Raw genomic sequence first — 20595 nt, 5'->3', positions numbered from 1 at the left:
GCCGGCCCTATCAGGCCGGCTTCCTCAATTCTAAAGCGCGTCGCAATCTTACAGATTGGCCCCCGCGCTTTAGGTCTTTGTTTTTACGCATGTCGTTATCGCAAAACCGCTCACACTTTTGCGCGACACGCCTTAGGAATGCGAGACCCGTCATGAAAGCAGTTCTTTGCCGGGAGCCCGGCGTGCTCGATATCGTCGAGCGTCCTTCGCCTGCGGCTCCCGCAGCGGGTTGGGTGCGCCTTGCCGTCAGCCATGTCGGCATTTGCGGCACGGATTATCATATCTTCGAGGGCAAGCACCCTTTCCTCGAATATCCCCGGGTGATGGGACATGAGATTTCGGCGACGGTGCTGGAGGCCGGCGATGGCGTGAGCCTAGCGGTCGGCACGCCCGTCATCGTCAATCCCTATCTCTCCTGCGGCCAATGCGTGGCCTGCCGCCAGGGCAAGCCGAATTGCTGCACCAACATCAAGGTGCTCGGCGTTCATACGGACGGCGCCTTCTGCGAAGAGATCTCCGTTCCGGCGGGCAATCTTTATCCCGCCAAAGGCCTGAGCCTCGAGGCGGCGGCAACGACGGAATTTCTGGCGATCGGCGCCCACGCGGTGCGCCGCTCGATAACAGGCGCCGGTGCGCGGGCGCTCGTCATCGGCGCCGGGCCGATCGGGCTCGGGACGGCGATCTTCTCACGCATCGCGGGCCATGATGTAACGCTGCTCGACACTAGCACCGAGCGGCTGCAGATGGCCTCCGAGCGCTTCGGTTTCACGTCAGGCATCGTGGCGAATGAGACGACGGCGGATGTCGTGCGCGAAAAAACCAATGGCGACGGTTTCGACGTGGTTTTCGACGCGACCGGTTACGGGCCGTCGATGGAGAAGGCCTTCTCCTTCGTCGCCCATGGCGGCGCGCTGGTGCTGGTCAGCGTCGTCAAGGACGACATCCGCTTCTCCGATCCCGAATTCCACAAGCGCGAGATGATGGTGATCGGCAGCCGCAACGCCACCCGCGTCGATTTCGAGCATGTGGCGGATTCGATCGCCAAAGGTCTGGTACCGGTGGAAAAACTCATCACCCACCGCACGACGCTTGCCGACGCGCCGCGTGATCTCGCCCGCTGGGCGCATGAGAAGAACGGGTTGATCAAGGCGGTGATCAGTATCGCTTAAAGGGTCGCCGCGATCGCGCGGCGCATCTCGCTCACCACGGCGACATCCGTCCGGTTCGTGCTTTTCGCCTCGAAGCCAAAGGCGACCGCGCGTGGATCGGCACTTTCGACCGGCGAACTGCAAGACCCGTGAACCTCGCGGGCGCCGGTCGCTCGCAGGATATGGCCAACATTTGCCGGGCGGATGCCGCTGCCGGGCATGATCGAAATACGGCTGGCCGCCTTAACCGAAATGCGCTTCAGCGTGTCGATGCCGTCTGCCGCCTTCAACGCGCAGCCTGATGTCAGGATGCGTTCGCAGCCGAGTTCGACCGCCTGCTCCAGCGCCTGATCGGCATCCGGCACCAGATCGAAAGCGCGATGCAGTGTCGAGCCGAGTCCCGCTGCGCGCTCCTTCAAACGGTGGATCAACGGCATGTCGAGCGTGCCATCGGGCCGGTTGGCGCCGATGACGACGCCGGCAAGGCCAGCGGCGCGCACAGCGTCGATATCAATCATCATCGCTTCCTCATCCGTCCTGCCGAAGATGAAGGGGCCGGCGTGCGGGCGGATCATCGCGTAGACCGGAATGGGCGCCCGGGCGGCGATCTTCATCAGGCTCGGCAGCGGCGTCAGACCGCCGAGCTCCAGCGCTGAACAGAGCTCGATGCGGCCGGCACCGCCTTCGATGGCGGCAGCAAGGCCGTCGGCGCTGTCCACGCACACTTCCAGCAAGATCGTCACGCTGCAGTCTCCCTGGTTCCGGCCGCCTGCCTCGCGGTTTGCGCGACGGGTTCCGACGTAATCCTCGCCGCCGTCTCGATGATGACAGTAGAGGCATCCGCGGCGGCTTTGCGATGGTTGAAGGCGACGTGATAGGACATCGGCAGATGCACGTCGAGATCGACGATGCGCACCCTGTCGGCGATCGGCAGGGCGCTGACCCGGCCGAGGAAGGAGACGTAGCCGTGATTGGCGACAAGGTCGACGATGACAGGCAGTGAATCCGCCGCGGTGATGTCCTGATTGCGCAGGCGCCGGTTGGGCGCGCGCCCATAACTGAAGGCCATCGCCGCATGACCGAGACCGGTGCGTGGGCTCGGCATGCAGATCGCGTGGCCGGCGACGAGGTCGGCGACGCTGGTCTCGGTACTGTCAGGCGGGGCGATCACCACCATCTCGGTCTGCAGCAGTTCGCGATGCCGGAAGCTTTCGAGGCCGAAGACCGAATCCAGGATCGCGACATCGATGCGGCCGCTCTTCAGTGCCTCGCGCAGGTCGTCGGCGGTCATCGACACCAGCGAGATCGCGTTGTTGTTGCGGCGGAGATTCCACTCGGAAACCAGCGAACCCAGGCAGCGCGCCACCCAGCTTTCCGATCCGGTCGGGATGATCGAGCCGATGCGCAGCGACCGGGCATTGCGCTGATAGCGCTCGTCGGCCGAGGATTTCAGCTCGTTCCACGCTTGGCTGATCGCCATGAAGATCTGGTAGGCGCGCCTGCCCTCCTCCGTCAGCACCGAGCCCTGCGCCTGCCGCTCGAAGAGGCGATGGCCCGAAAACTTCTCGAGATTGGCAAGCTGCAGCGAAAGCTGCGGCTGACCGAGACGAAGGCGGCGGGCGGCGCGGTTGATGCTGCCCTGGTCGGCGACTTCGAGAAAGCGCTCCATCGTGACGATCTTGACGGGAATGCGGGATGCCCAGGCCTCGTAGACATCAGCGGCCGCTACGCTGTCCTGGCCGCTCAATTGGCCGAACTCAGCAATCGCGGCGGTGATTGGCTCCAGGCCTTCCAGTACCCGGTCGCTTGCGAGCAGAGTCACCAACTCGCCGGAGGTGCGTTCCGTCAGCTTGATCGCCAGTTCGATCTCGAGATTATGAATTGCGGTGGACACGGTTGAGGGCGACAGCTGGAAGCGCCGCGCAGTCTCGCGGACGGAACCTGATGTCAGGACATGGCTTGCGATGAACAGGGCACCGAGATGCAAACGGCTACCTCCGGAAAGCGCTGGAAAAACCGGACGATATGATGTGTTCATGAAAAAAGATATCCCTGCCTTGGAATAGGCGGGCTATCGTTCCCGTCATAAAAAATCCGGGCGGCGGGAAACCGTGAAAGAGCACCGGAGCATCGTGGAAACACGCAAGGGGACAAAAACAAATCGCGCCGGCCTTGGAAAAGGGAATGCGTTTCCGCGCGCGGAAATGCATTCGCCGCCATAATCGTGCCGCGACCGCAAATACTGGAGGGCGCTTGCATCGATTTTTCGGGTAGGCACGCTATTTCCATGACGCACGTAATTCCGGCATGATGGCGGCCTCGTCGCCCTCGCCGGTGGACTTCATGTGCGCAAGTTTCCCGCCCGGGGGCTCGCGTCACTGCATAATTCCTGAAATCGGGACCGATTTCTGGATAAATTATGCAGCAATTCAAAGTGCTGCAGCGTCCTTCGCACGTTTGAAAAACGCGCGGCGCTGCAGGGTCAACGGTTTTGAAAAAGGGGATATTCCATGCTGAAGAAACTCGCACTTGCCGTTTCGCTCTCCGCCTTCGCGATAGGTGCGGCCCAGGCCGCCGACGTCGTCGTATCGTCGAAGATCGACACCGAAGGCACGCTGCTCGGCAACGTCATCGCGCTCGCTCTCGAAGCCAACGGTATCAAGACGCAGGACCGCATCGCGCTCGGCGCGACACCGGTCGTGCGCAAGGCGATCACCGCAGGCGAAATCGACATCTATCCCGAATATACCGGCAATGCCGGCTTCTTCTTCAACAAGGCCGACGATGCGGCCTGGAAGAACATCGACCAGGGCTATGAACTGGCGAAGAAGCTCGATTACGATGCCAACAAGATCGTCTGGCTGACGCCGTCGCCCGCTAACAACACCTGGGCGCTCGCCGTGCGCAGCGACGTCGCCGGCCCGAACAAGCTGAAGAGCCTCACGGACTTCGGTAAATGGGTTGCCGGCGGCGGTGCCGTCAAACTTGCTGCCTCCGCCGAATTCGTCAATTCGGCCGGCGCGCTTCCGGCCTTCCAGACCACCTATGGCTTCCAGCTGAAGCCCGACCAGACGGTCGTTCTCTCCGGCGGCGACACGGCGGCGACGATCAAGGCGGCCGCCGACCAGACGAATGGCGTCAACACCGCCATGGTCTACGGCACGGACGGCGCGATCGAAGCGGCGGAACTGACCGTTCTCGAAGACGACAAGAACGTGCAGCAGGTCTATGCTCCGACGCCGATCATCCGCGAAGAGGTGCTGAAGGCCAATCCGAAGATTGAGGAAGTGCTCGCGCCGATCTTCAAGAGCCTGACCGCCGACGAATTGCGCAAGCTGAACGCCAAGATCCAGGTCGATGGCGAGCCGGCAAAGTCCGTCGCCGAAGCCTATCTCAAGGAAAAGGGCTTCCTGAAGTAGTCATCGCTCGCTCCGCCCGATTGCGGGCGGAGCCTCCCTTTACTGACAGGGTTGGCCAGACAGGGTTGAATTGATGGAAGAAACTTCAGCGGTCCGCAGGTTGGATCGGCTCGGCGTGGTTCTGGTGGTCGGCGGTATTGCGGCGACAGCTCTGATGCCCTTCATCTATGTGAAGGCGAACCGCATCGCCGCCGGCAAGCCGATGTTGCTGATGCAGCTTCTTCCCCAACCCTCGGTCATCATCCTGACCGTCCTTCTCCTTCTCACCGCCTTCGCCACGCTGTTCCTGCGCAATGCCTTGGCGCGGCTCGTCATCGCGACCCTCTGTCTTGCGGCGCTGATCGTTGCAATCGGCCTGGTCTCAGCCGCGGCAACACCGCCCGGCAGCACAGTGGCGCGCATGACGCCCGGCGGCGGCTTCTGGGTGCTGTTTGCCGTGATAGGGCTCGTCATCTCGGATGCGCTTATCAAAATCCGGCTGGCGCCCTGGATGCGGGTCGCAGCCCTTGCGGCCTATACCGCGCTGCTCTTCCTCTCGCTCTCCTCAGGCCTGCTCGACAGCCTTTCGATCATGAAGGAATTCTCGACACGGGCCCCGCAATTCGAGACGGAGGCGATCTCGCATCTGCTGCTGGCGTTCGGCTCGCTTGCCATCGCCATCGTGCTCGGGCTGCCGCTCGGCATCCTCTGCTTCTGGGTGCCGAAGTTGCGCGCCGTCGTGCTGCAGGGGCTGAGCCTCATCCAGACGATCCCGAGTCTCGCGCTCTTCGGCCTCTTGATGCTGCCGCTCGGCTATCTCGCCACGCATGTGCCGCTTGCCGCCGCTATCGGTATTCGCGGCATCGGCACGGCGCCGGCTTTGATTGCGCTTGTGCTCTATTCGCTGCTGCCGATCGTCGCCAATACCGTCGTCGGCCTTCAGGGCGTCGACCCCTCGGTGCGCGACGCTGCGGCCGGCATGGGGCTGACGCGCTTACAGATCCTTGTTGGTATCGACATGCCGCTCGCCTTCCCGGTCATCCTCACCGGCATCCGCATCGTGCTGGTGCAGGCGATCGGCATGGTGACGATCGCCGCGCTGATCGGCGGCGGCGGCTTCGGAATCTTCATCTTCCAGGGGCTCGGCCAGACGGCGATGGACCTCGTCCTGCTCGGCGCCGTGCCGACCGTCTTTTTCGCCTTCTCATCGGCCGTCATCCTCGATGCGGTCATCGACAGCATCCGGGGGTCCGCCGCATGACCATGATCGAGATCAGGAACGTCACCAAGCGCTATGGCGCCGCCACCGTCGTCGACAATGTCTCGATGAGCGTCGAGAAGGGTGAGATCACCGTCATCGTCGGCACCTCGGGCTCCGGCAAATCGACGCTGATGCGGATGATCAACCGGCTGGTGCCGATCACCGAAGGTCAGATTTTCGTCGGTGGGCAGAACGTCGTCGATGTTGAGGTGACCGAGCTTCGCCGCAAGATCGGCTATGCCATCCAGGGGCACGGCCTCTTTCCGCACCGGACCGTGGCGCAGAATATCGCCACCGTACCCCAGCTTCTCGATTGGGATTCCACCCGCATCGCCAGACGGGTCGAGGAGTTGCTCGGGCTTTTCAACCTCGATCCCGCGACCTTTGCCGACAAGTATCCGCATCAGCTCTCCGGCGGCCAGCAGCAGCGTGTCGGTGTCGCCCGGGCGCTCGCGGCCGAACCGGAACTGCTGTTGATGGACGAGCCCTTCGGGGCGCTCGATCCCGTCATTCGCGGCAAGGCGCAGGACGACCTCCTGGCGATCCAGAAGCAGTTCGGCACGACTGTCATTCTCGTCACCCACGACATGGACGAGGCCTTCCATCTCGGCAACCAGATCGCCGTGATGAGCCAGGGCAAATTGCTGCAATGTTCGACGCCGGAAAAGATCCTGACCGAACCGGCCGATCCCTTCGTACAGCAACTGACCGGCACCTCAGACCGGGCGCTGAAGCTGATGTCGCTGCTGCCGCTGAGGGAAAGCATGGAGCCGGCCAAGGGCGGTCTCACTTATGCCCTGCCGCAATCGCTCAGTCTGCGCGATGCACTCGCCGAAATGATCTGGCAGGGGGTCGATGAGGCGGCCGTTCAGGACGCCGAGAAGGCGCCTGTGGGATCGATCTCGATGAGCCGACTTCTCGAACTGGGCCGCAAGGCATGAAACTCCTCGTCGCCAATCTCTTCCGCCTGGCGGCGCTCGCCTTGCTGCTGATCCTGCTGTTCAGGACGGAGTGGCTTTCCTTCCTGCTCACGCCGCTCACCAGCAACAACGCGCCGGCAGTCTATACGCAGAACAGCCTTGCCTCGCTTGCCGCCGGCCACCTGCAGCTGGTGGTCGGGTCGATCATCTGCAGCGCCGTGCTTGCCGTTGTCGGCGGCATCTTCGTGACGCGGAAAAGCGGGGCTGACTTCCTGCCGCTGTCGCGCGCCATCGCCAATGCCGGGCAGACCTTTCCGCCGGTCGCGGTGCTGGCGCTCGCCGTCCCCGCCACCGGCTTCGGCGCGATGCCGACGCTGATCGCGCTTTTTCTCTACGGCCTGCTGCCGATCTTCGAAAACACCGTTGCCGGCTTGAACCAGGTTTCGCCGCAGGTGCTCGACGCTGCCGACGGAATGGGCATGAACGGCACGCAGCGGCTCTTCCGCGTCGAGTTGCCGCTGGCCCTGCCGCTGATCCTCGAAGGGCTGAAGGTCGCGACCGTCATCAATATCGGCACCGCGACGATCGGCTCGACGGTTGCGGCAAAGGGGCTTGGCGAGGTGATCATCGCCGGGCTGATTTCCGACAATACCGCCTTCATTCTGCAGGGCGGCCTGATCGTCGGCCTGATGGCGGTGTTGATCTATGACGCCATGGGTCTTGTCGAAGCAGCGATTACCCGAAGAATCGGCTTGCGCGCGGCGTAAGAGGACGGGTACCAAGGCTGCAGTAATTCAAAGTGCTACAGCGTCCTTTGCGCGTCTAAAAAGGCGCGCGGCGCTGTAGTGCAATGGGAGGCAGCCTTGGCGAAGATGATCCACTCCATGATCCGCGTTCTCGACGAGACGCGCTCCGTCGATTTCTATAGTAGGGCGTTCGGCCTTGCGGTCGCCGACCGCGTCGATTTCGACACCTTCACGCTGATCTACATGAGCAATGTCGAGACCGGCTTCGAGCTGGAACTGACGGTCAACAAGGGCCGCATCGCGCCCTATGAGCTGGGCAATGCCTATGGTCATCTCGCCGTTTCTGTCGAAGAGGTGGCAATCGAACGCGAGCGGTTAACGAAACTAGGCCTCCATCCCGGCGAACTGGTGGAGCTCAACCGCGATGGCAAGCTCTTCGGCCTGTTCTTCTTCATCAGTGATCCCGACGGCTACAAGATCGAAGTGCTCCAGCGCCACGGCCGGTTTCTCTGACGCTTCTCAGGGCAGCACAGTTCCAACCCCAGATAATCCCACAGCCTCGAGCGGCATTATTCAGGAGCCCGCCATGATCGAGAAGACCGCGCTCAATTCCGGCTGGACGCTCTCCTGCAACGATACAGGAAGATCCGGTTTGCCGGCTGCAATAGCTGCGACGGTGCCCGGCTGCGTGCATCTCGACCTCCTCGCCAACCGGCTGATCCCCGATCCCTATATCGACGTCAACGAGATCACCAATGACTGGATCGGCAAAACCGACTGGACCTATTGCTGCCGTTTCGAAGCGGTGCCGGATGATGGCAAGGTGTGGGAATTCGTCTTCGACGGGCTCGATACGATCGCAGTGATCTCCCTCAACGGCGAAGAGATCGGCCGCACCTTCAACATGCACCGCACCTATCGTTTCGATGTGTCGGCACTGCTGAAGGCCAGTGCGAACGAACTTACCGTCACCTTCCGCTCGGCTTACGCCTATGGCGCGGAGATGGAGAAGCATTACGGCTACCGTCCCAATAACTATCCGGGACCGGGCAATCTGATGCGCAAGATGGCCTGCAATTTCGGCTGGGATTGGGGGCCGACGCTGGTGACGGCGGGCCTCTGGAAACCGGTGCGGCTGGAAAGCTGGGATCGGGCGCGGCTTGCCGAAACACGGGTATCGGCCACGCTTGCCGGCGGCGACGGGTTGGTGAAGGTACATGCGACGCTGGCGCGGCATGGCGATAAGGCGGCGTGCAGTCTAGTCGCCGAAATCGGCGGCGTGACTAAGACGGTGGCGATCGGCGCCGACGAAGACGAAATCGCCTTCGAGCTTACCCTGCCCTCGCCGCAGCTCTGGTGGCCGCACCATCTCGGCGCGCAGCCGCTCTACCCGATGACGCTGAAGCTGATTGACGATGCCAGCGGCGATCTGCTCGACGCTTACGAGCGCGAACTCGGCTTTCGCTCGCTGCGGCTCGATACCTCGGCCGACGAACACGGCTCGGCCTTCACCTTCGTCATCAACGACGTGCCTCTGTTCATCTGCGGAGCGAACTGGATTCCGGACGATTGTTTCCCTCCGCGGGTGACGACTGAGCGTTATGCCGCGCGGATCGAGGAAGCAAAGGCCGCCAATATTCATATGCTGCGCGTCTGGGGCGGCGGCATCTTCGAGACTGACGAATTCTACCAGGCATGCGACCGCATGGGCATGCTGGTCTGGCAGGATTTCCTCTTTGCCTGCGCCGCCTATCCCGAGGAGGAACCGCTCAGAAGCGAGGTCGAGGCGGAGGTGCGCGACAATGTCGTGCGGCTGATGCCGCATGCGTCGCTCATCCTCTGGAACGGCAATAACGAGAATATCTGGGGCTTCGACGAATGGGGCTGGCGGCCGATCATCAAGGCGGGCGAGAGTTGGGGGCTCGGCTACTATCTCGACCTGCTGCCGAGACTCTCAGCCGAACTCGATCCCGATCGGCCCTATTATCCCGGCAGCCCCTATTCCGGTTCGATGGAGATCGAACCCAATGCCGACGCACATGGCTGCAAACATATCTGGGACGTCTGGAACGATGTCGGCTACGAGGTCTACCGCAATTATATCCCGCGCTTCTGCTCCGAATTCGGCTGGCAGGCGCCGGCAGCCTGGGCGACAATCGAAGAAAGCGTGCACGATCAGCCGCTGACACCGCAATCGAACGGCGTCTTCCACCATCAGAAGGCGACCGAGGGTAACGACAAGCTGATCCGTGGCCTCGCCGGCCATCTGCCGGAACCGCAGACGATGGACGATTGGCACTTCGCCACCCAGCTCAACCAGGCCCGCGCCATCCGCTTCGGCGTCGAGCACATGCGCTCGCATCGGGACATCTGCAAGGGTGCGGTGGTCTGGCAGTTCAACGATTGCTGGCCGGTGACCTCCTGGGCCGCTCTCGATTCGGCCGGGCGCCGCAAGCCGCTCTGGTACGCGCTCAAGGCCGCCTATGATCCGCGCCTGCTGACGATCCAGCCACGCGGCAATGGACTTGCGGCGGTCGCTGTCAACGAACGCACCTTGTTCTGGCGGGCAAAGATCAGCGGCAAGCGCGTCAGGCTCGATGGCACCGTGCTGGCGGAATTCGAGTTCTGGCGCCTGCTCTGCGACCGCTTCGAGGCAAAGGAATTTCCGTTGCCCGGGGATATCATCACTCCCGACTTACCGAAGGACGAAGTGGTCGTCGTGCAGATGCTCGACAGGCGAGCCTTTCACTATTTCGTCGAGGATATCGACCTTGCCTTATCGGTCCCGCGGCTGGCGATCGATATCGCCAGCATCGAGGGCGGGTTCGCGGTGAAGGTGACGGCGCAAAATTTCCTGAAGGATCTTTGCCTGATGGCGGATCGGCTCGACCCGGATGCCGTTGTCGATTCGATGCTGGTGACGCTGTTGCCGGGAGAGAGTCATGTGTTTGCAGTGAAGACGACGAAGGAGATAGTGGCAGAAGATATCACCATCGGCACCGTGCTGCGATCGGCCAATGATCTCGTCGCAGGTTCGCGCTAGTGGCTGCCGAGCCACGACATTTGTCACGAACACCAAAAAGGCCCCGCACCCGCGGAGCCCTTCCAGTTCAGCCTATCGGACGAGATCACATCCAGTAGGGCGGCACACCATAGTAGTCATAGACGCGGCGGCCATTGTCGTTGTACCAACTGTCGTCATCGTCCGAATAGCTCGGTGCGCCTTCGATCTGCTCCTTGGTCAGGTCGATGCGATAGCCATCCAGCTGCGTGTCGTAATTCAGCTTTTCCCAGGGCAGCGGATAGTGGTCGTGACCGATGCCGAGGAAGCCGCCGAAGCTCAGTACCGCATAAGCGACGCGGCCGTCGAGCTTTCCGATGATCAGGCGTTCGATCGAGCCGATATGCCTGCCATCCGCACCATAGACACGGGTGCCTTCGACGCGGTCGCTGGCGATCAGCGAATGCGTGACCTTGGCATTCGGGTCACGGCGGCTGGCGTCAGTGTCCTGATTCAACATTTGCATCTCCTTCTGGTGTTCCTCAGGGTTGGGTATGCAAGATCAACGCCATGGCGGACTCAAAGTTCCCGACCCTTCGCCTCCCGCGCGACGACCGAATGTTGACGTTTACGTCAAGGTTAGTATAGCTTCATTCGGCTTGAACCGTTCAAGCAATGGCATAAGCTGCCGGACTGAGAGATGGAGGATCCTTCAGTCGATTCCCGGCAGCACGCCGGTGCAGCGGCCTCAAGGGAGAGAGGACACGATGAACAGCATTTCCGTCCATCCGCACGGAGATAAGCCCGGTAAGCCATGGCTTGCCAGTTATCCCGACATCATTCCGGCCGAGCTCCCGCCGCTGGAACATGCCTCGCTTGCCGAACTCCTCGAAAAATCCTGCGCCCGTTACGCCGACCGCATCGCCTTTTCCAGCATGGGCAAGACCGTGAGCTATCGCGAGCTGGAGAGCCAGACCCGCAAGCTCGCCGCCTGGCTGCAAAGCACCGGCCTTCAGAAGGGTGACCGCGTCGCCGTGATGATGCCGAACGTGCTGCAGAACCCGATCGCCACCTACGCCATCCTGCGGGCCGGCCTCATCGTCGTCAACGTCAACCCGCTCTATACGCCGCGCGAACTCGAACACCAGTTGCGGGATTCCGGCGCCAAGGCGATCTTCGTGCTGGAGAATTTTGCCCGTACGGTGGAGCAAGTTCTCAACAAGACGGACCTGCGCCACGTCGTCGTCACCTCGCTTGGCGAAATGCTGGGGCCGAAGGGGCTGATCGTCAATTTCGTCGTGCGCAAGGTGAAGAAGCTCGTCCCCTCCTGGTCGATCCCCCGGCACAAGAGCTTCAGCCAGGTGCTGCGCGAGGGCGCCGGCAAAAAGCTTCAGCCGGTGTCGCTTGCAGGCGGCGACATCGCCTTCCTGCAATATACCGGCGGCACGACCGGCGTTGCCAAGGGCGCGGTACTGACGCATCAGAACCTGCTCGCCAACAAGATGCAGCTGTCGTTGTGGCTGCGATCCGCCTTCGAGCGTAAGAAACAGCCGGAGGTCCTGAATTTCCTCTGCGCCCTGCCGCTCTACCATATCTTCGCGCTGACGGTGAATTCGCTGATGGGCATGTCGCTCGGCGCCCATAATATCCTGATCGCCAACCCGCGCGACATTCCCGGTCTCGTCAAGGAATTCGAGAAGTCGAAGGTGCATATCTTCCCCGGTCTCAATACGCTGTTCAACGCGCTGATGAACAATGCCGATTTCGCCAAACTCGACTTCTCTCCGCTGATCATGTCGCTCGGCGGCGGCATGGCCGTCCAGCGCCCGGTCGCCGAACGCTGGTTAAAGATAACGGGCACCGCGGTGACGGAGGGCTATGGGCTTTCCGAGACCTCCCCTGTTGCCACCGCCAACCGCTTCGATTCGCCCGAGTTCACCGGCTCGATCGGCCTGCCAATGCCCTCCACCGACCTCGACATCCGCGACGAGGCGGGCCAAACGCTGCCACTTGGCGAAATCGGCGAGATCTGCATCCGCGGGCCGCAGGTGATGGCCGGCTATTGGCAGAAGCCGGAAGAAACCGCGCGGGTGATGACGGCCGATGGCTATTTCCGCTCGGGCGACATGGGTTTCATGGACGAGCGTGGTTACACCAAGATCGTCGATCGCAAGAAGGACATGATCCTCGTCTCCGGCTTCAACGTCTATCCGAACGAGATCGAGGAAGTCGCCGCCATGCATGCCGGCATCCTCGAAGCCGCGGCGATCGGCGTGCCGGACGGACATTCCGGCGAGGCCGTCAAGCTTTTCGTGGTCAGGAAGGATCCGAACCTCACGGAAGCGGAGGTGAAGGCCCACTGCATCGCCAACCTCACCAATTACAAACGCCCGCGCTTCATCGAGTTCCGCACCGAGTTGCCGAAGTCGCCTGTTGGCAAGATCCTGCGCAAGGATCTGCGCGGCTGACTTTGACGATCTGATGAAATTCAGGCCATCCGCTTGCCGCGGGTGGCTTTTTTCATATTTGGAGCCATGGCTGAACTTGATTTGCGCTTGAGAAAGCGAATAGTTTCCGCAACCTTTCCGCCTCCAAAGGAGCCTGCCATGAACGCCATCGTCGACCAGCTGAAAAGCACCGCTGACGCCACCAAGGCGACCGATATCCGCGCCGCTTTCGCCGCCGATCCGCAGCGCTTTTCGCGTTTTTCCGTCTCGCTTGACGACCTGCTGATGGATTTTTCCAAGACGGCGGTGAACGACGACATTCTCAAGCTCCTGGTGAAGCTCGCGGAAGAAGGCGGCGTCGAGAAGAAGCGCGAGGAAATGTTCTCCGGCAAGGCGATCAACTTCACCGAGGACCGCGCCGTCCTGCACACGGCCTTGCGCAACCGCTCCAACACGCCGGTTCTGGTCGACGGCAAGGACGTCATGCCCGATGTCAACGCGGTGCTTGCCGCCATGGGCAAGTTTGCCGACGAGATCCGCTCCGGCACGTTGAAGGGTGCCACCGGCAAGGCGATCACCGACGTCATCAATATCGGCATCGGCGGCTCGGATCTCGGCCCCGTCATGGCGACGCTGGCGCTTGCGCCTTTCCATGACGGCCCACGCGCGCACTTCGTCTCCAATATCGATGGTGCGCATATTGCCGATATCCTGAAGCTCGTTCAGCCCGAAACGACACTCTTCATCGTCGCCTCGAAGACCTTTACGACCGTGGAGACGATGACCAATGCGCAGACGGCGCGCAACTTCATCGCTAAGGCGCTCGGCGAAGCGGCCGTGCAGCACCACTTCGCCGCCGTCTCGACGGCGCTCGACAAGGTTGCCGCCTTCGGTATCGACAGCGCTCGCGTCTTTGGCTTCTGGGATTGGGTCGGTGGCCGCTACTCGATCTGGTCGGCAATCGGCCTGCCGCTGATGATCGCCGTCGGCCCGGAAAATTTCGGCAAGTTCCTCGATGGCGCCCACGCCGTCGACAATCATTTCCGTAAGGCGCCGATTACCGGGAACCTGCCGATGCTACTCGGCCTGATCGGCTTCTACCATCGCAACGTGCTGGGTTATCCCACCCGCGCCATCCTGCCTTACGACCAGCGCCTGTCGCGCTTCCCAGCCTATCTGCAGCAGCTTGACATGGAATCGAACGGCAAGGGCGTCACCATCGACGGCACGCCGGTCGAGGGCAATTCCGGCCCCGTCGTCTGGGGCGAGCCCGGCACCAACGGCCAGCACGCCTTCTATCAGCTGATCCATCAGGGCACGAGCATCATCCCGGCCGAATTCATGATCGCCGCCAACGCTTTCGAGCCGGAGCTGCGCCATCAGCACCAGCTTTTGATCTCGAACGTTCTCGCCCAGTCGGAAGCGCTGATGAAGGGCCGCACCTTCGCGGAAGCCAAGAAGCAGCTGACCGACAAGGGCATGGACGACAAGAAGGCCGATTTCATCGCCCCGCACCGCGTCTTCACCGGCAACCGCCCGTCGATCACCTTCGTCTACGACAAGCTGACGCCCTATGCGCTCGGCCGCCTGATCGCGCTCTATGAGCACCGCGTCTTCGTCGAAGGCGTGCTCTTCCGCATCAATTCCTTCGACCAATGGGGCGTCGAACTCGGCAAGGAACTGGCAACGGGCCTGCTGCCGGTCGTCGAGGGCAAGCAGAGCGCGGCGTCGCATGACTCGTCCACGCAGGGCCTGGTTGCGGCGCTGGCGAAGCTTGCGAAATAAGCGGTCGAAATTACCCTCTCCCCGTTCTGACGGGGAGAGGGTGCCGACAGGCGGATGAGGCGCGGACTAAGGCTTAAAGCCCGATTTCTTTCGCCCAGGGCGGATTGGCGCCAGCGCGGGAGACCGTGACGGCGGCAGCTTTGGCGCCGAGGGCCAGGGCGTTGCGCAGGGCCTGTTCGTCAAGATTGGCGACCTGTGCCTTGGTCAGCAGGTTATCCATCTTCAGCGAGGCGAGGACCCCGGCATCGAACGTGTCGCCGGCGCCGACCGTATCGACGACGGTGACGCGCTGGCTCGGGACCGTCACCTTGCGCTCCTTGGTATAACCGGAAGCGCCTTCCGCACCCTTGGTGATAACGACGAGCTTGGCGCCATGATCAAGCCAATGGGCGGCGAGCGTATCATGATCGCCTTGCAGACCGAACCAGTCGAGATCCTCGTCGGAGAATTTGACGATGTCGGATTTGGCAGCCATGCGTTTGATCCGGGCCATATGCGACGGCTTGTCCTTGATGAAACCGGGACGGATGTTCGGATCGAGCGAGATGACGCGGCTTGCGGCTTCGCGGTCGAGCAGCGCTTCGTAGGTTTCGCCGCAGGGGCTTGGGATGAGGCTGATCGCGCCGAAATGCAGCGCCTCGCAATCATCGCCGAGAGCAGGCAGATCGGCCGTGGTGATCATGCGGCCGGCCGTGCCCTCATCGTAGAAGGCATAGGTCGCCTGGCCGTTGACGAGCTTGACGAAAGCGATGGTCGAGGGACGCTGCGTGATGGCGCAAGGGCTATAATCCACATTGCTCGCCTTCAGCGTCTCGAGCAGGATCTCGCCCATCATGTCATCGGCAATGCCGGTGAAGAAGGCCGTGGGAATGCCGAGGCGGCCGAGCGCGATGGCAGTGTTGAAGATCGCACCGCCGGCATAGGGCGCAAAGCCCTTTTCACCCAGGGTGGTGTCCCTCGGCAGCATGTCGATCAAGGCTTCGCCGCAGCACAAAATCATCGAATTCCTCCCAACAGCATTTATATGTTCATCAACCGCGTAAGTGAGCTTTTGTCAACCAGCTAGAGCGAAAGCTCACTAACGCCACCATTCCTTCCCGACCAGGCAAGCGGAGCATCGAGGAAGGCCTCGACTTCTTCAAGCGTCTTATCGTCGAAGAGCTTCTGCTCCTTGGCGACGGCGAGAACATTACGCCAGGTGGCGATGTGATGCAGGCGGACCTTGCCGTCGGCAAAGCGCTGCTGGCCAAAGATGCCGTAGAAGAACAGCGCGATGCCGTGATCGACGATGCCGCCTGCGGCACGGACTGCCTCGATGAACTTGAACATGCTGCCGCCGGCTGTCGTCAGGTCTTCGATGACGAGCACGCGCGAGCCTTCCGGCATGTTGCCTTCGATCTGAGCATTGCGGCCATGACCCTTCGGCTGCTTGCGGACATAGATCATCGGCAGGCCGAGGCGATCGGCAAGGAGGGCGGCGAAGGGGATGCCGGCGGTCTCGCCGCCGGCGATGCAATCGAACTGCTCGAAGCCGGCATCGCGCAGCAGGGTGCTGGCGGCGAAATCCATCACCGTCGAACGGATGCGCGGAAAGGAAAGCAGCTTGCGGCAATCGATATAGACCGGGCTCGCCATGCCGGAGGAGAGTTTATAGGGCTGGGCGGCATTGAAATGCACCGCCTTGATTTCCCAGAGCATCTTGGCCACCAGTTCGGCCATCACGGCGCGGTCGGGAAATGTGGTCTGGATCATCCGGCTCTCCTTCGCTTCGATCCCTGCGGCATAGCAGCAAGAGCCTGCAGTTTCCAGATCAAAGGCGGGGCACTCACGACAGCAGGCGACCGATATCGGCGATCTGCATCTTCTTGAACAGGGCAACCGCCTGAGCGCCCTCCTCGGTGTCCAGCGAAACCGCATAACGCACGGCAGCGGCAAGCAACTGCATCGCGAGCCGGGCGATCGCCAGCAGCGCCTCGCGGTCGCGATCCGGCCAAAGGCGGACAAGCACGGCGAGAAATGCCTGGGCATGAAATTCCATGTCCTCGGCATCGACCTGTTGCAACAGCTTGTCGGTATGGGTCGCATGCCAGATGTCGCGCATCACAGGCTCACGGCGGAAAAAGGCATAATATTCGTCGACGATAGTGGCGAGCGCGCCCTGCAGGTCCGCGGGGTCGGCGACCTTCGCCAGTTCCGCCTCGACGCACCGTCTGCCCTCTTCATTGAAGCGCTCGGCCAATGTCCGGATGATCGAGGTCTTGTCGGGAAAATATTGGTAGAGCGCACCGAAGGAGAGGCCGGCCTTTTCAACGATCTCGCTCATCTTCAGGCTGTCGCTGCCATGGCTTTCGATCAGCTCAGAGGCGACTGCGAGAATCTTTTCGAAACGTTCGCGACCGCGCTGCTGGCTCGGAATGCGGCGCAGCTGGCCGGAGTGCTGCGACTGGCGCCTGCGCGTTGCCACCGGCTGTTCCGACATCGTCTGCTCCTTTTCCAAGTTGACAAACAAAATAAGAGAGTTTATCTCATTTTGCAAATAAGAGAGTTTCTCTTGTTTTCAACATTTGGAAGGAGCTTCGACATGCAGAATTCCGAAATCGTCCTCGTCGGTGGATCGGGAAAGACCGGCGGCCGCATCATGAAACGTCTGGAGAAGCGTGGGCTCACCGTTCGCGCCGCGTCGCGCTCCAGCGTCCGTTCCTTCGACTGGGAGGACAGGTCGACCTGGCGCGGCGCGCTCGAGGGCGCATCAAGCGCCTATGTCGCCTTCCAGCCGGATCTTTCCGTCGCCTGGGCGGCGGACGCGATCGGGGCACTCGCCAAGGTCGGTCGAGAATGTGGCCTTGACCATATCGTGCTGCTTTCCGGCCGTGGCGAAGAGGGCGCAAGACATAGCGAGGCGGCGCTGAAGGCCTCCGGCATTGACACTACCATCCTGCGCGCCTCCTGGTTCTGCCAGAACTTCAGCGAGGGCGCGTTCGTCGAGCAGATCCTCGCCGGACGGCTGCAGTTGCCGGCGGGCGAAATCAGCGAACCCTTCATCGATGCCGATGACATTGCCGATGCCGCCGTCGCCGCCCTGACCGATCCCAGCCATCGCAACAAGACCTACGAACTGACCGGCCCGCGGGCGCTGACATTCCGTCAAGCGGTTGCCGAAATCGCTCAGGCCGCCGGTCGGCCGATCGAATATGAACAGGTCTCGATGGCTGAATTCACCGGTGGGCTCGCCGCCGCCGGCCTGCCGCAGGGCCTGATCGATCTTCTGGAGGAGCTCTTCGGCCAGGTGCTCGATGGGCGCAATTCCAACACGATGAGGGGCGTCGCCGACATTCTTGGACGCCCCGCAACCGATTTCAGCCAATATGCGCGGGAGACCGCAGCGACCGGACTATGGAGTGCCTGACCATGCAGATCCTTCTCGTCATATGCCTCATCGGGGCCGCTATCGGCAGCGGCCTCGTCGCCGGCATCTTCTTCGCTTTCTCGACCTTCATCATGACCGCCTTTTCCAGAATCCCGGCGGAACAGGGCATCGCCGCGATGAACTCGATCAACGTGACGATCGTCCGCTCGCCCTTCATGGCGCTCTTCGTGCCGACGTTGATCCTCTGCCTCGTCATCGCCGTACTGGCGGTGATCGACTGGCGTGGCGGGCTATCTTCGCTGATGCTGGTCGGGGCGGCATTCTATGTTATCGCCTCGTTCCTCTCGACCATCGTCTTCAACGTGCCGATGAACGATGCGCTCGCCAAGGTGAGCGGCAACGGGCCGGAAGCGATTGAGCTCTGGGCCACCTATCTCCGGGACTGGACATGGTGGAACCATGTGCGGACCATTGCCTCACTGCTTGCTTCGGTCGCTTTCGTTCGAGCGCTGATGATCGTCTGAGAAATGGCGGAGGAGCTATGGCCCTCCGCCCTTTCTCTATTTCTGCTCGCAGAAGGCGATGCGGTTGCTGAACGGGTCAGTGACGGTCATCTCCAGCCCCCAGGGCGCTTCTTCGACGCCGGGCTTCATGTAGCGGTAGTCCTTGCCTGAGAGTTCGGCATAGTAGGCCCGGACATTGGCGACGCGGACGAAGGCCTTGGCGCCGGGGCTGGCGTCGCCGGAATGTTCGCTGAGGTGCAGGACCATGCCGTCACGCGAGACCTGGCAATAGAGCGGGAAGTTTTCGCCGAAGCGGTGCTCCCAATCGAGAGTGAAGCCCAGGAAGCCGCAATAGAATTCCATCGCCTTTTCCACAGAGAAGATCCGGAAGATCGGCATCGGCGGCTCGATGCCGACGGCGGAGGAGGAAGCGCCTGCCGCATCGATCTTTGCCGAGAGGATATTCCACTGATCGAGCCCGAACTGGCGGGCGACGATTTCGAGCGTCTCGCTGTGGGTGAGAGAAATATCGCGGTCGGCGAGAGCCTGCCGCAATGTCTTTGCCATGAGCTTGGCATCGCGAAAATCGCGCATGATGTCATCCTTCCGTTGGCGGCAAACAGGAAGATCAGTGCCCGCGTCTGCTGACCCGTTCGCCATCAATCGCCAAACGGCAAGGGATGTGAAGGATGTATCTGGATGCATTCACCATAACGCCGAAGCATCGCGGGGCGGCTGGCCGCATCCGACCGGGGGCGATATTATGAGAGCGTCGGCCAGGAATCAAGACGCGGTGCGCGATGCCTCGAGCGGAACGGCCTGCAGGTGGCTCGCCAGCTCGATCCGGTTGCGGCCGGCGCGTTTGGCGACGTAGAGCGCCTTGTCGGCGACGCTCAGCATGGCGTCGAAATCCAGTGGCTTCGAGCGGCCGGGCGCAACGCCGACGCTGACCGTGCATTTCAGCACCTCGTCATCGATATGGATCTCGCGCGCTTCGAAGGCCCTGCGGATGTGCTCGGCTGCCAGTTCCGCCCGGCCGGGCATGATCTCCTTCAGCACCAGCGCGAATTCCTCGCCGCCGACCCGCGCGGCAATGTCGCCCGGGCGGCAATGGGCGGCGAGTTCATCGGCGAAGACCTTGATCACGTGGTCGCCGGCGGCGTGACCGAAGCGGTCGTTGACCGATTTGAAATGGTCGATATCGAAGACGATGACGGCGGTGGTCGTGCCCATCGGTCGCGTGCCGTATTCCTCAAACAGGGCACGGCGGTTGAGCAGGCCCGTCAGCGGATCGGTGATCGCCTCGAGGCGATGGCGGGCGGCAAGCCGCCATTGATGCAGCGCCAGCGATAGCGCGCCGATCCCGGTCATTCCGGCGATGCAGACGGCGAGGCTCAAATCCTCGGCCCAATTGCTGGGCGCCTTGCCGAGCACCAGCTTTCCGTCTGATATCAGCACGGCGGCGCAGAGGACGAAGGAGATCGCCGTCAGCGTATAAAGTGCAGTGAGGCCGAGGAGCGGCGCAGGCGCCTCGGCGCGGGCGAGCCAGTATTGCCGGGCGGTGGCAAAGAGCAGCAGGGCGATGGCGATATTGTCGGCGATGAAGGCGAGACCGTCATAGCCTGATAGCATCGGCACGACAGAAAAGATCATCGCTGCCAGCGCCCGGACCACGATGGCCGGGATGGACAGGCGACCCGTGAGAAACTGTTTTCCGGCTCCCCATATCGTGGCAAAACCGGCATGAAACAGCACGAAATTGGCGACGCCCAGCGATGTCTCCGCGGTGTCGACATAGGCGCTGTAGACAAAAATGCCGGCAACGACGAAGACTAGGCCGACAGTGGCGGTCAACAGCACCGTTTCGGCGCGGCGGACAATCCAGCTGCCCATCAGCGTCACGGCAAGGCATGCGGCGGAGACACCGAGCGCCAACAAGAGGGAGTTGTAGTCAAGCACCATGCTTTTCATCTCCGCAGCTATTCACGATTCTGCCAGCGTTCTTTGCGCATCTGAAGA

The 20595-nt window shown here is 62.0% G+C and carries 19 protein-coding genes; 11 read left to right on the top strand and 8 right to left on the bottom strand.

What is annotated here, in order from left to right; translation table 11 throughout:
- Positions 1–152 precede the first annotated feature (152 nt).
- Entirely contained in the window at positions 153–1169 is a 1017-nt protein-coding gene (locus EFQ99_RS05050; protein ID WP_126919525.1) for a zinc-binding alcohol dehydrogenase family protein, read from the top strand.
- On the opposite strand, the gene EFQ99_RS05045 is transcribed toward EFQ99_RS05050, so the two are convergent.
- Both EFQ99_RS05045 and EFQ99_RS05040 read right to left on the bottom strand, forming a co-directional pair.
- The gene (locus EFQ99_RS05045; RefSeq protein ID WP_126919524.1) at positions 1166–1891 is read right to left on the bottom strand and encodes a copper homeostasis protein CutC; all 726 of its coding nucleotides are present in this window, start codon (positions 1889–1891) and stop codon (positions 1166–1168) included. The genes EFQ99_RS05050 and EFQ99_RS05045 overlap by 4 nt on opposite strands.
- Positions 1888–3135 (bottom strand): LysR family transcriptional regulator, encoded by a 1248-nt coding sequence (locus EFQ99_RS05040; RefSeq protein ID WP_126919603.1) that lies wholly within the window; start codon positions 3133–3135, stop codon positions 1888–1890. Before EFQ99_RS05040 ends, EFQ99_RS05045 begins: the two co-directional genes overlap by 4 nt.
- Positions 3136–3658: 523 nt before the next feature.
- Between EFQ99_RS05040 and osmF the strand changes: the two genes are divergently transcribed.
- The 6 genes from osmF to EFQ99_RS05005 all read left to right on the top strand — a co-directional run bounded on the left by osmF (position 3659) and on the right by EFQ99_RS05005 (position 10516).
- On the top strand, positions 3659–4567 hold the full coding sequence (osmF, locus tag EFQ99_RS05030; protein WP_126919523.1) for a glycine betaine ABC transporter substrate-binding protein OsmF: 909 nt from the start codon (positions 3659–3661) through the stop codon (positions 4565–4567).
- Between the two features lie 73 nt (positions 4568–4640).
- Positions 4641–5807, top strand: coding sequence for an ABC transporter permease (locus tag EFQ99_RS05025; RefSeq protein ID WP_126919522.1), 1167 nt, complete (start codon positions 4641–4643; stop codon positions 5805–5807).
- Positions 5804–6748, top strand: coding sequence for an ABC transporter ATP-binding protein (locus tag EFQ99_RS05020; protein ID WP_126919521.1), 945 nt, complete (start codon positions 5804–5806; stop codon positions 6746–6748). Before EFQ99_RS05025 ends, EFQ99_RS05020 begins: the two co-directional genes overlap by 4 nt.
- Positions 6745–7494, top strand: coding sequence for an ABC transporter permease (locus EFQ99_RS05015; protein ID WP_126919520.1), 750 nt, complete (start codon positions 6745–6747; stop codon positions 7492–7494). The genes EFQ99_RS05020 and EFQ99_RS05015 overlap by 4 nt, the downstream gene beginning before the upstream one ends.
- 96 nt (positions 7495–7590) lie before the next feature.
- Positions 7591–7986 (top strand): VOC family protein, encoded by a 396-nt coding sequence (locus tag EFQ99_RS05010; RefSeq protein ID WP_126919519.1) that lies wholly within the window; start codon positions 7591–7593, stop codon positions 7984–7986.
- A gap of 73 nt (positions 7987–8059) precedes the next feature.
- Positions 8060–10516, top strand: a complete 2457-nt coding sequence (locus EFQ99_RS05005) for a glycoside hydrolase family 2 protein (RefSeq protein ID WP_126919518.1) — start codon at positions 8060–8062, stop codon at positions 10514–10516.
- A gap of 85 nt (positions 10517–10601) precedes the next feature.
- On the opposite strand, the gene EFQ99_RS05000 is transcribed toward EFQ99_RS05005, so the two are convergent.
- On the bottom strand, positions 10602–10994 hold the full coding sequence (locus EFQ99_RS05000) for a PRC-barrel domain-containing protein (RefSeq protein WP_126919517.1): 393 nt from the start codon (positions 10992–10994) through the stop codon (positions 10602–10604).
- Positions 10995–11241: 247 nt separating this feature from the next.
- On the opposite strand from EFQ99_RS05000, the gene EFQ99_RS04995 reads away from it, so the two are divergent.
- On the top strand, positions 11242–12942 hold the full coding sequence (locus tag EFQ99_RS04995) for a long-chain fatty acid--CoA ligase (protein ID WP_126919516.1): 1701 nt from the start codon (positions 11242–11244) through the stop codon (positions 12940–12942).
- Positions 12943–13080: 138 nt separating this feature from the next.
- On the top strand, positions 13081–14706 hold the full coding sequence (gene pgi, locus EFQ99_RS04990) for a glucose-6-phosphate isomerase (RefSeq protein ID WP_126919515.1): 1626 nt from the start codon (positions 13081–13083) through the stop codon (positions 14704–14706).
- A gap of 73 nt (positions 14707–14779) precedes the next feature.
- On the opposite strand, the gene EFQ99_RS04985 is transcribed toward pgi, so the two are convergent.
- The 3 genes from EFQ99_RS04985 to EFQ99_RS04975 all read right to left on the bottom strand — a co-directional run bounded on the left by EFQ99_RS04985 (position 14780) and on the right by EFQ99_RS04975 (position 17185).
- Entirely contained in the window at positions 14780–15706 is a 927-nt protein-coding gene (locus tag EFQ99_RS04985) for a carbohydrate kinase family protein (RefSeq protein ID WP_126919514.1), read from the bottom strand.
- A gap of 62 nt (positions 15707–15768) precedes the next feature.
- Entirely contained in the window at positions 15769–16458 is a 690-nt protein-coding gene (locus EFQ99_RS04980; protein WP_126919513.1) for an orotate phosphoribosyltransferase, read from the bottom strand.
- A gap of 73 nt (positions 16459–16531) precedes the next feature.
- Positions 16532–17185: a TetR/AcrR family transcriptional regulator gene (locus tag EFQ99_RS04975; protein WP_126919512.1), complete on the bottom strand. Its 654-nt coding sequence runs from the start codon at positions 17183–17185 to the stop codon at positions 16532–16534.
- 102 nt (positions 17186–17287) lie between these two features.
- On the opposite strand from EFQ99_RS04975, the gene EFQ99_RS04970 reads away from it, so the two are divergent.
- Both EFQ99_RS04970 and EFQ99_RS04965 read left to right on the top strand, forming a co-directional pair.
- Complete coding sequence (locus tag EFQ99_RS04970) at positions 17288–18112, top strand: NmrA family NAD(P)-binding protein (protein WP_126919511.1); 825 nt, start codon at positions 17288–17290, stop codon at positions 18110–18112.
- The gene (locus EFQ99_RS04965; protein WP_425376262.1) at positions 18100–18597 is read left to right on the top strand and encodes an anthrone oxygenase family protein; all 498 of its coding nucleotides are present in this window, start codon (positions 18100–18102) and stop codon (positions 18595–18597) included. Before EFQ99_RS04970 ends, EFQ99_RS04965 begins: the two co-directional genes overlap by 13 nt.
- A gap of 36 nt (positions 18598–18633) precedes the next feature.
- Here EFQ99_RS04965 and EFQ99_RS04960 read toward each other — a convergent pair whose 3' ends face one another.
- Together EFQ99_RS04960 and EFQ99_RS04955 are read right to left on the bottom strand one after the other, a co-directional pair.
- Positions 18634–19170, bottom strand: coding sequence for a glyoxalase superfamily protein (locus EFQ99_RS04960; RefSeq protein ID WP_126919509.1), 537 nt, complete (start codon positions 19168–19170; stop codon positions 18634–18636).
- 189 nt (positions 19171–19359) lie between these two features.
- Entirely contained in the window at positions 19360–20538 is a 1179-nt protein-coding gene (locus EFQ99_RS04955) for a GGDEF domain-containing protein (RefSeq protein ID WP_126919508.1), read from the bottom strand.
- Between the last annotated feature and the right edge of the window lie 57 nt (positions 20539–20595).

Source organism: Rhizobium vallis (assembly GCF_003985155.1).
Lineage (GTDB): Bacteria > Pseudomonadota > Alphaproteobacteria > Rhizobiales > Rhizobiaceae > Rhizobium > Rhizobium vallis.
The sequence above is the reverse complement of the archived record's forward strand: the minus strand, read 5'-3'. Positions and strand labels throughout refer to the sequence as shown.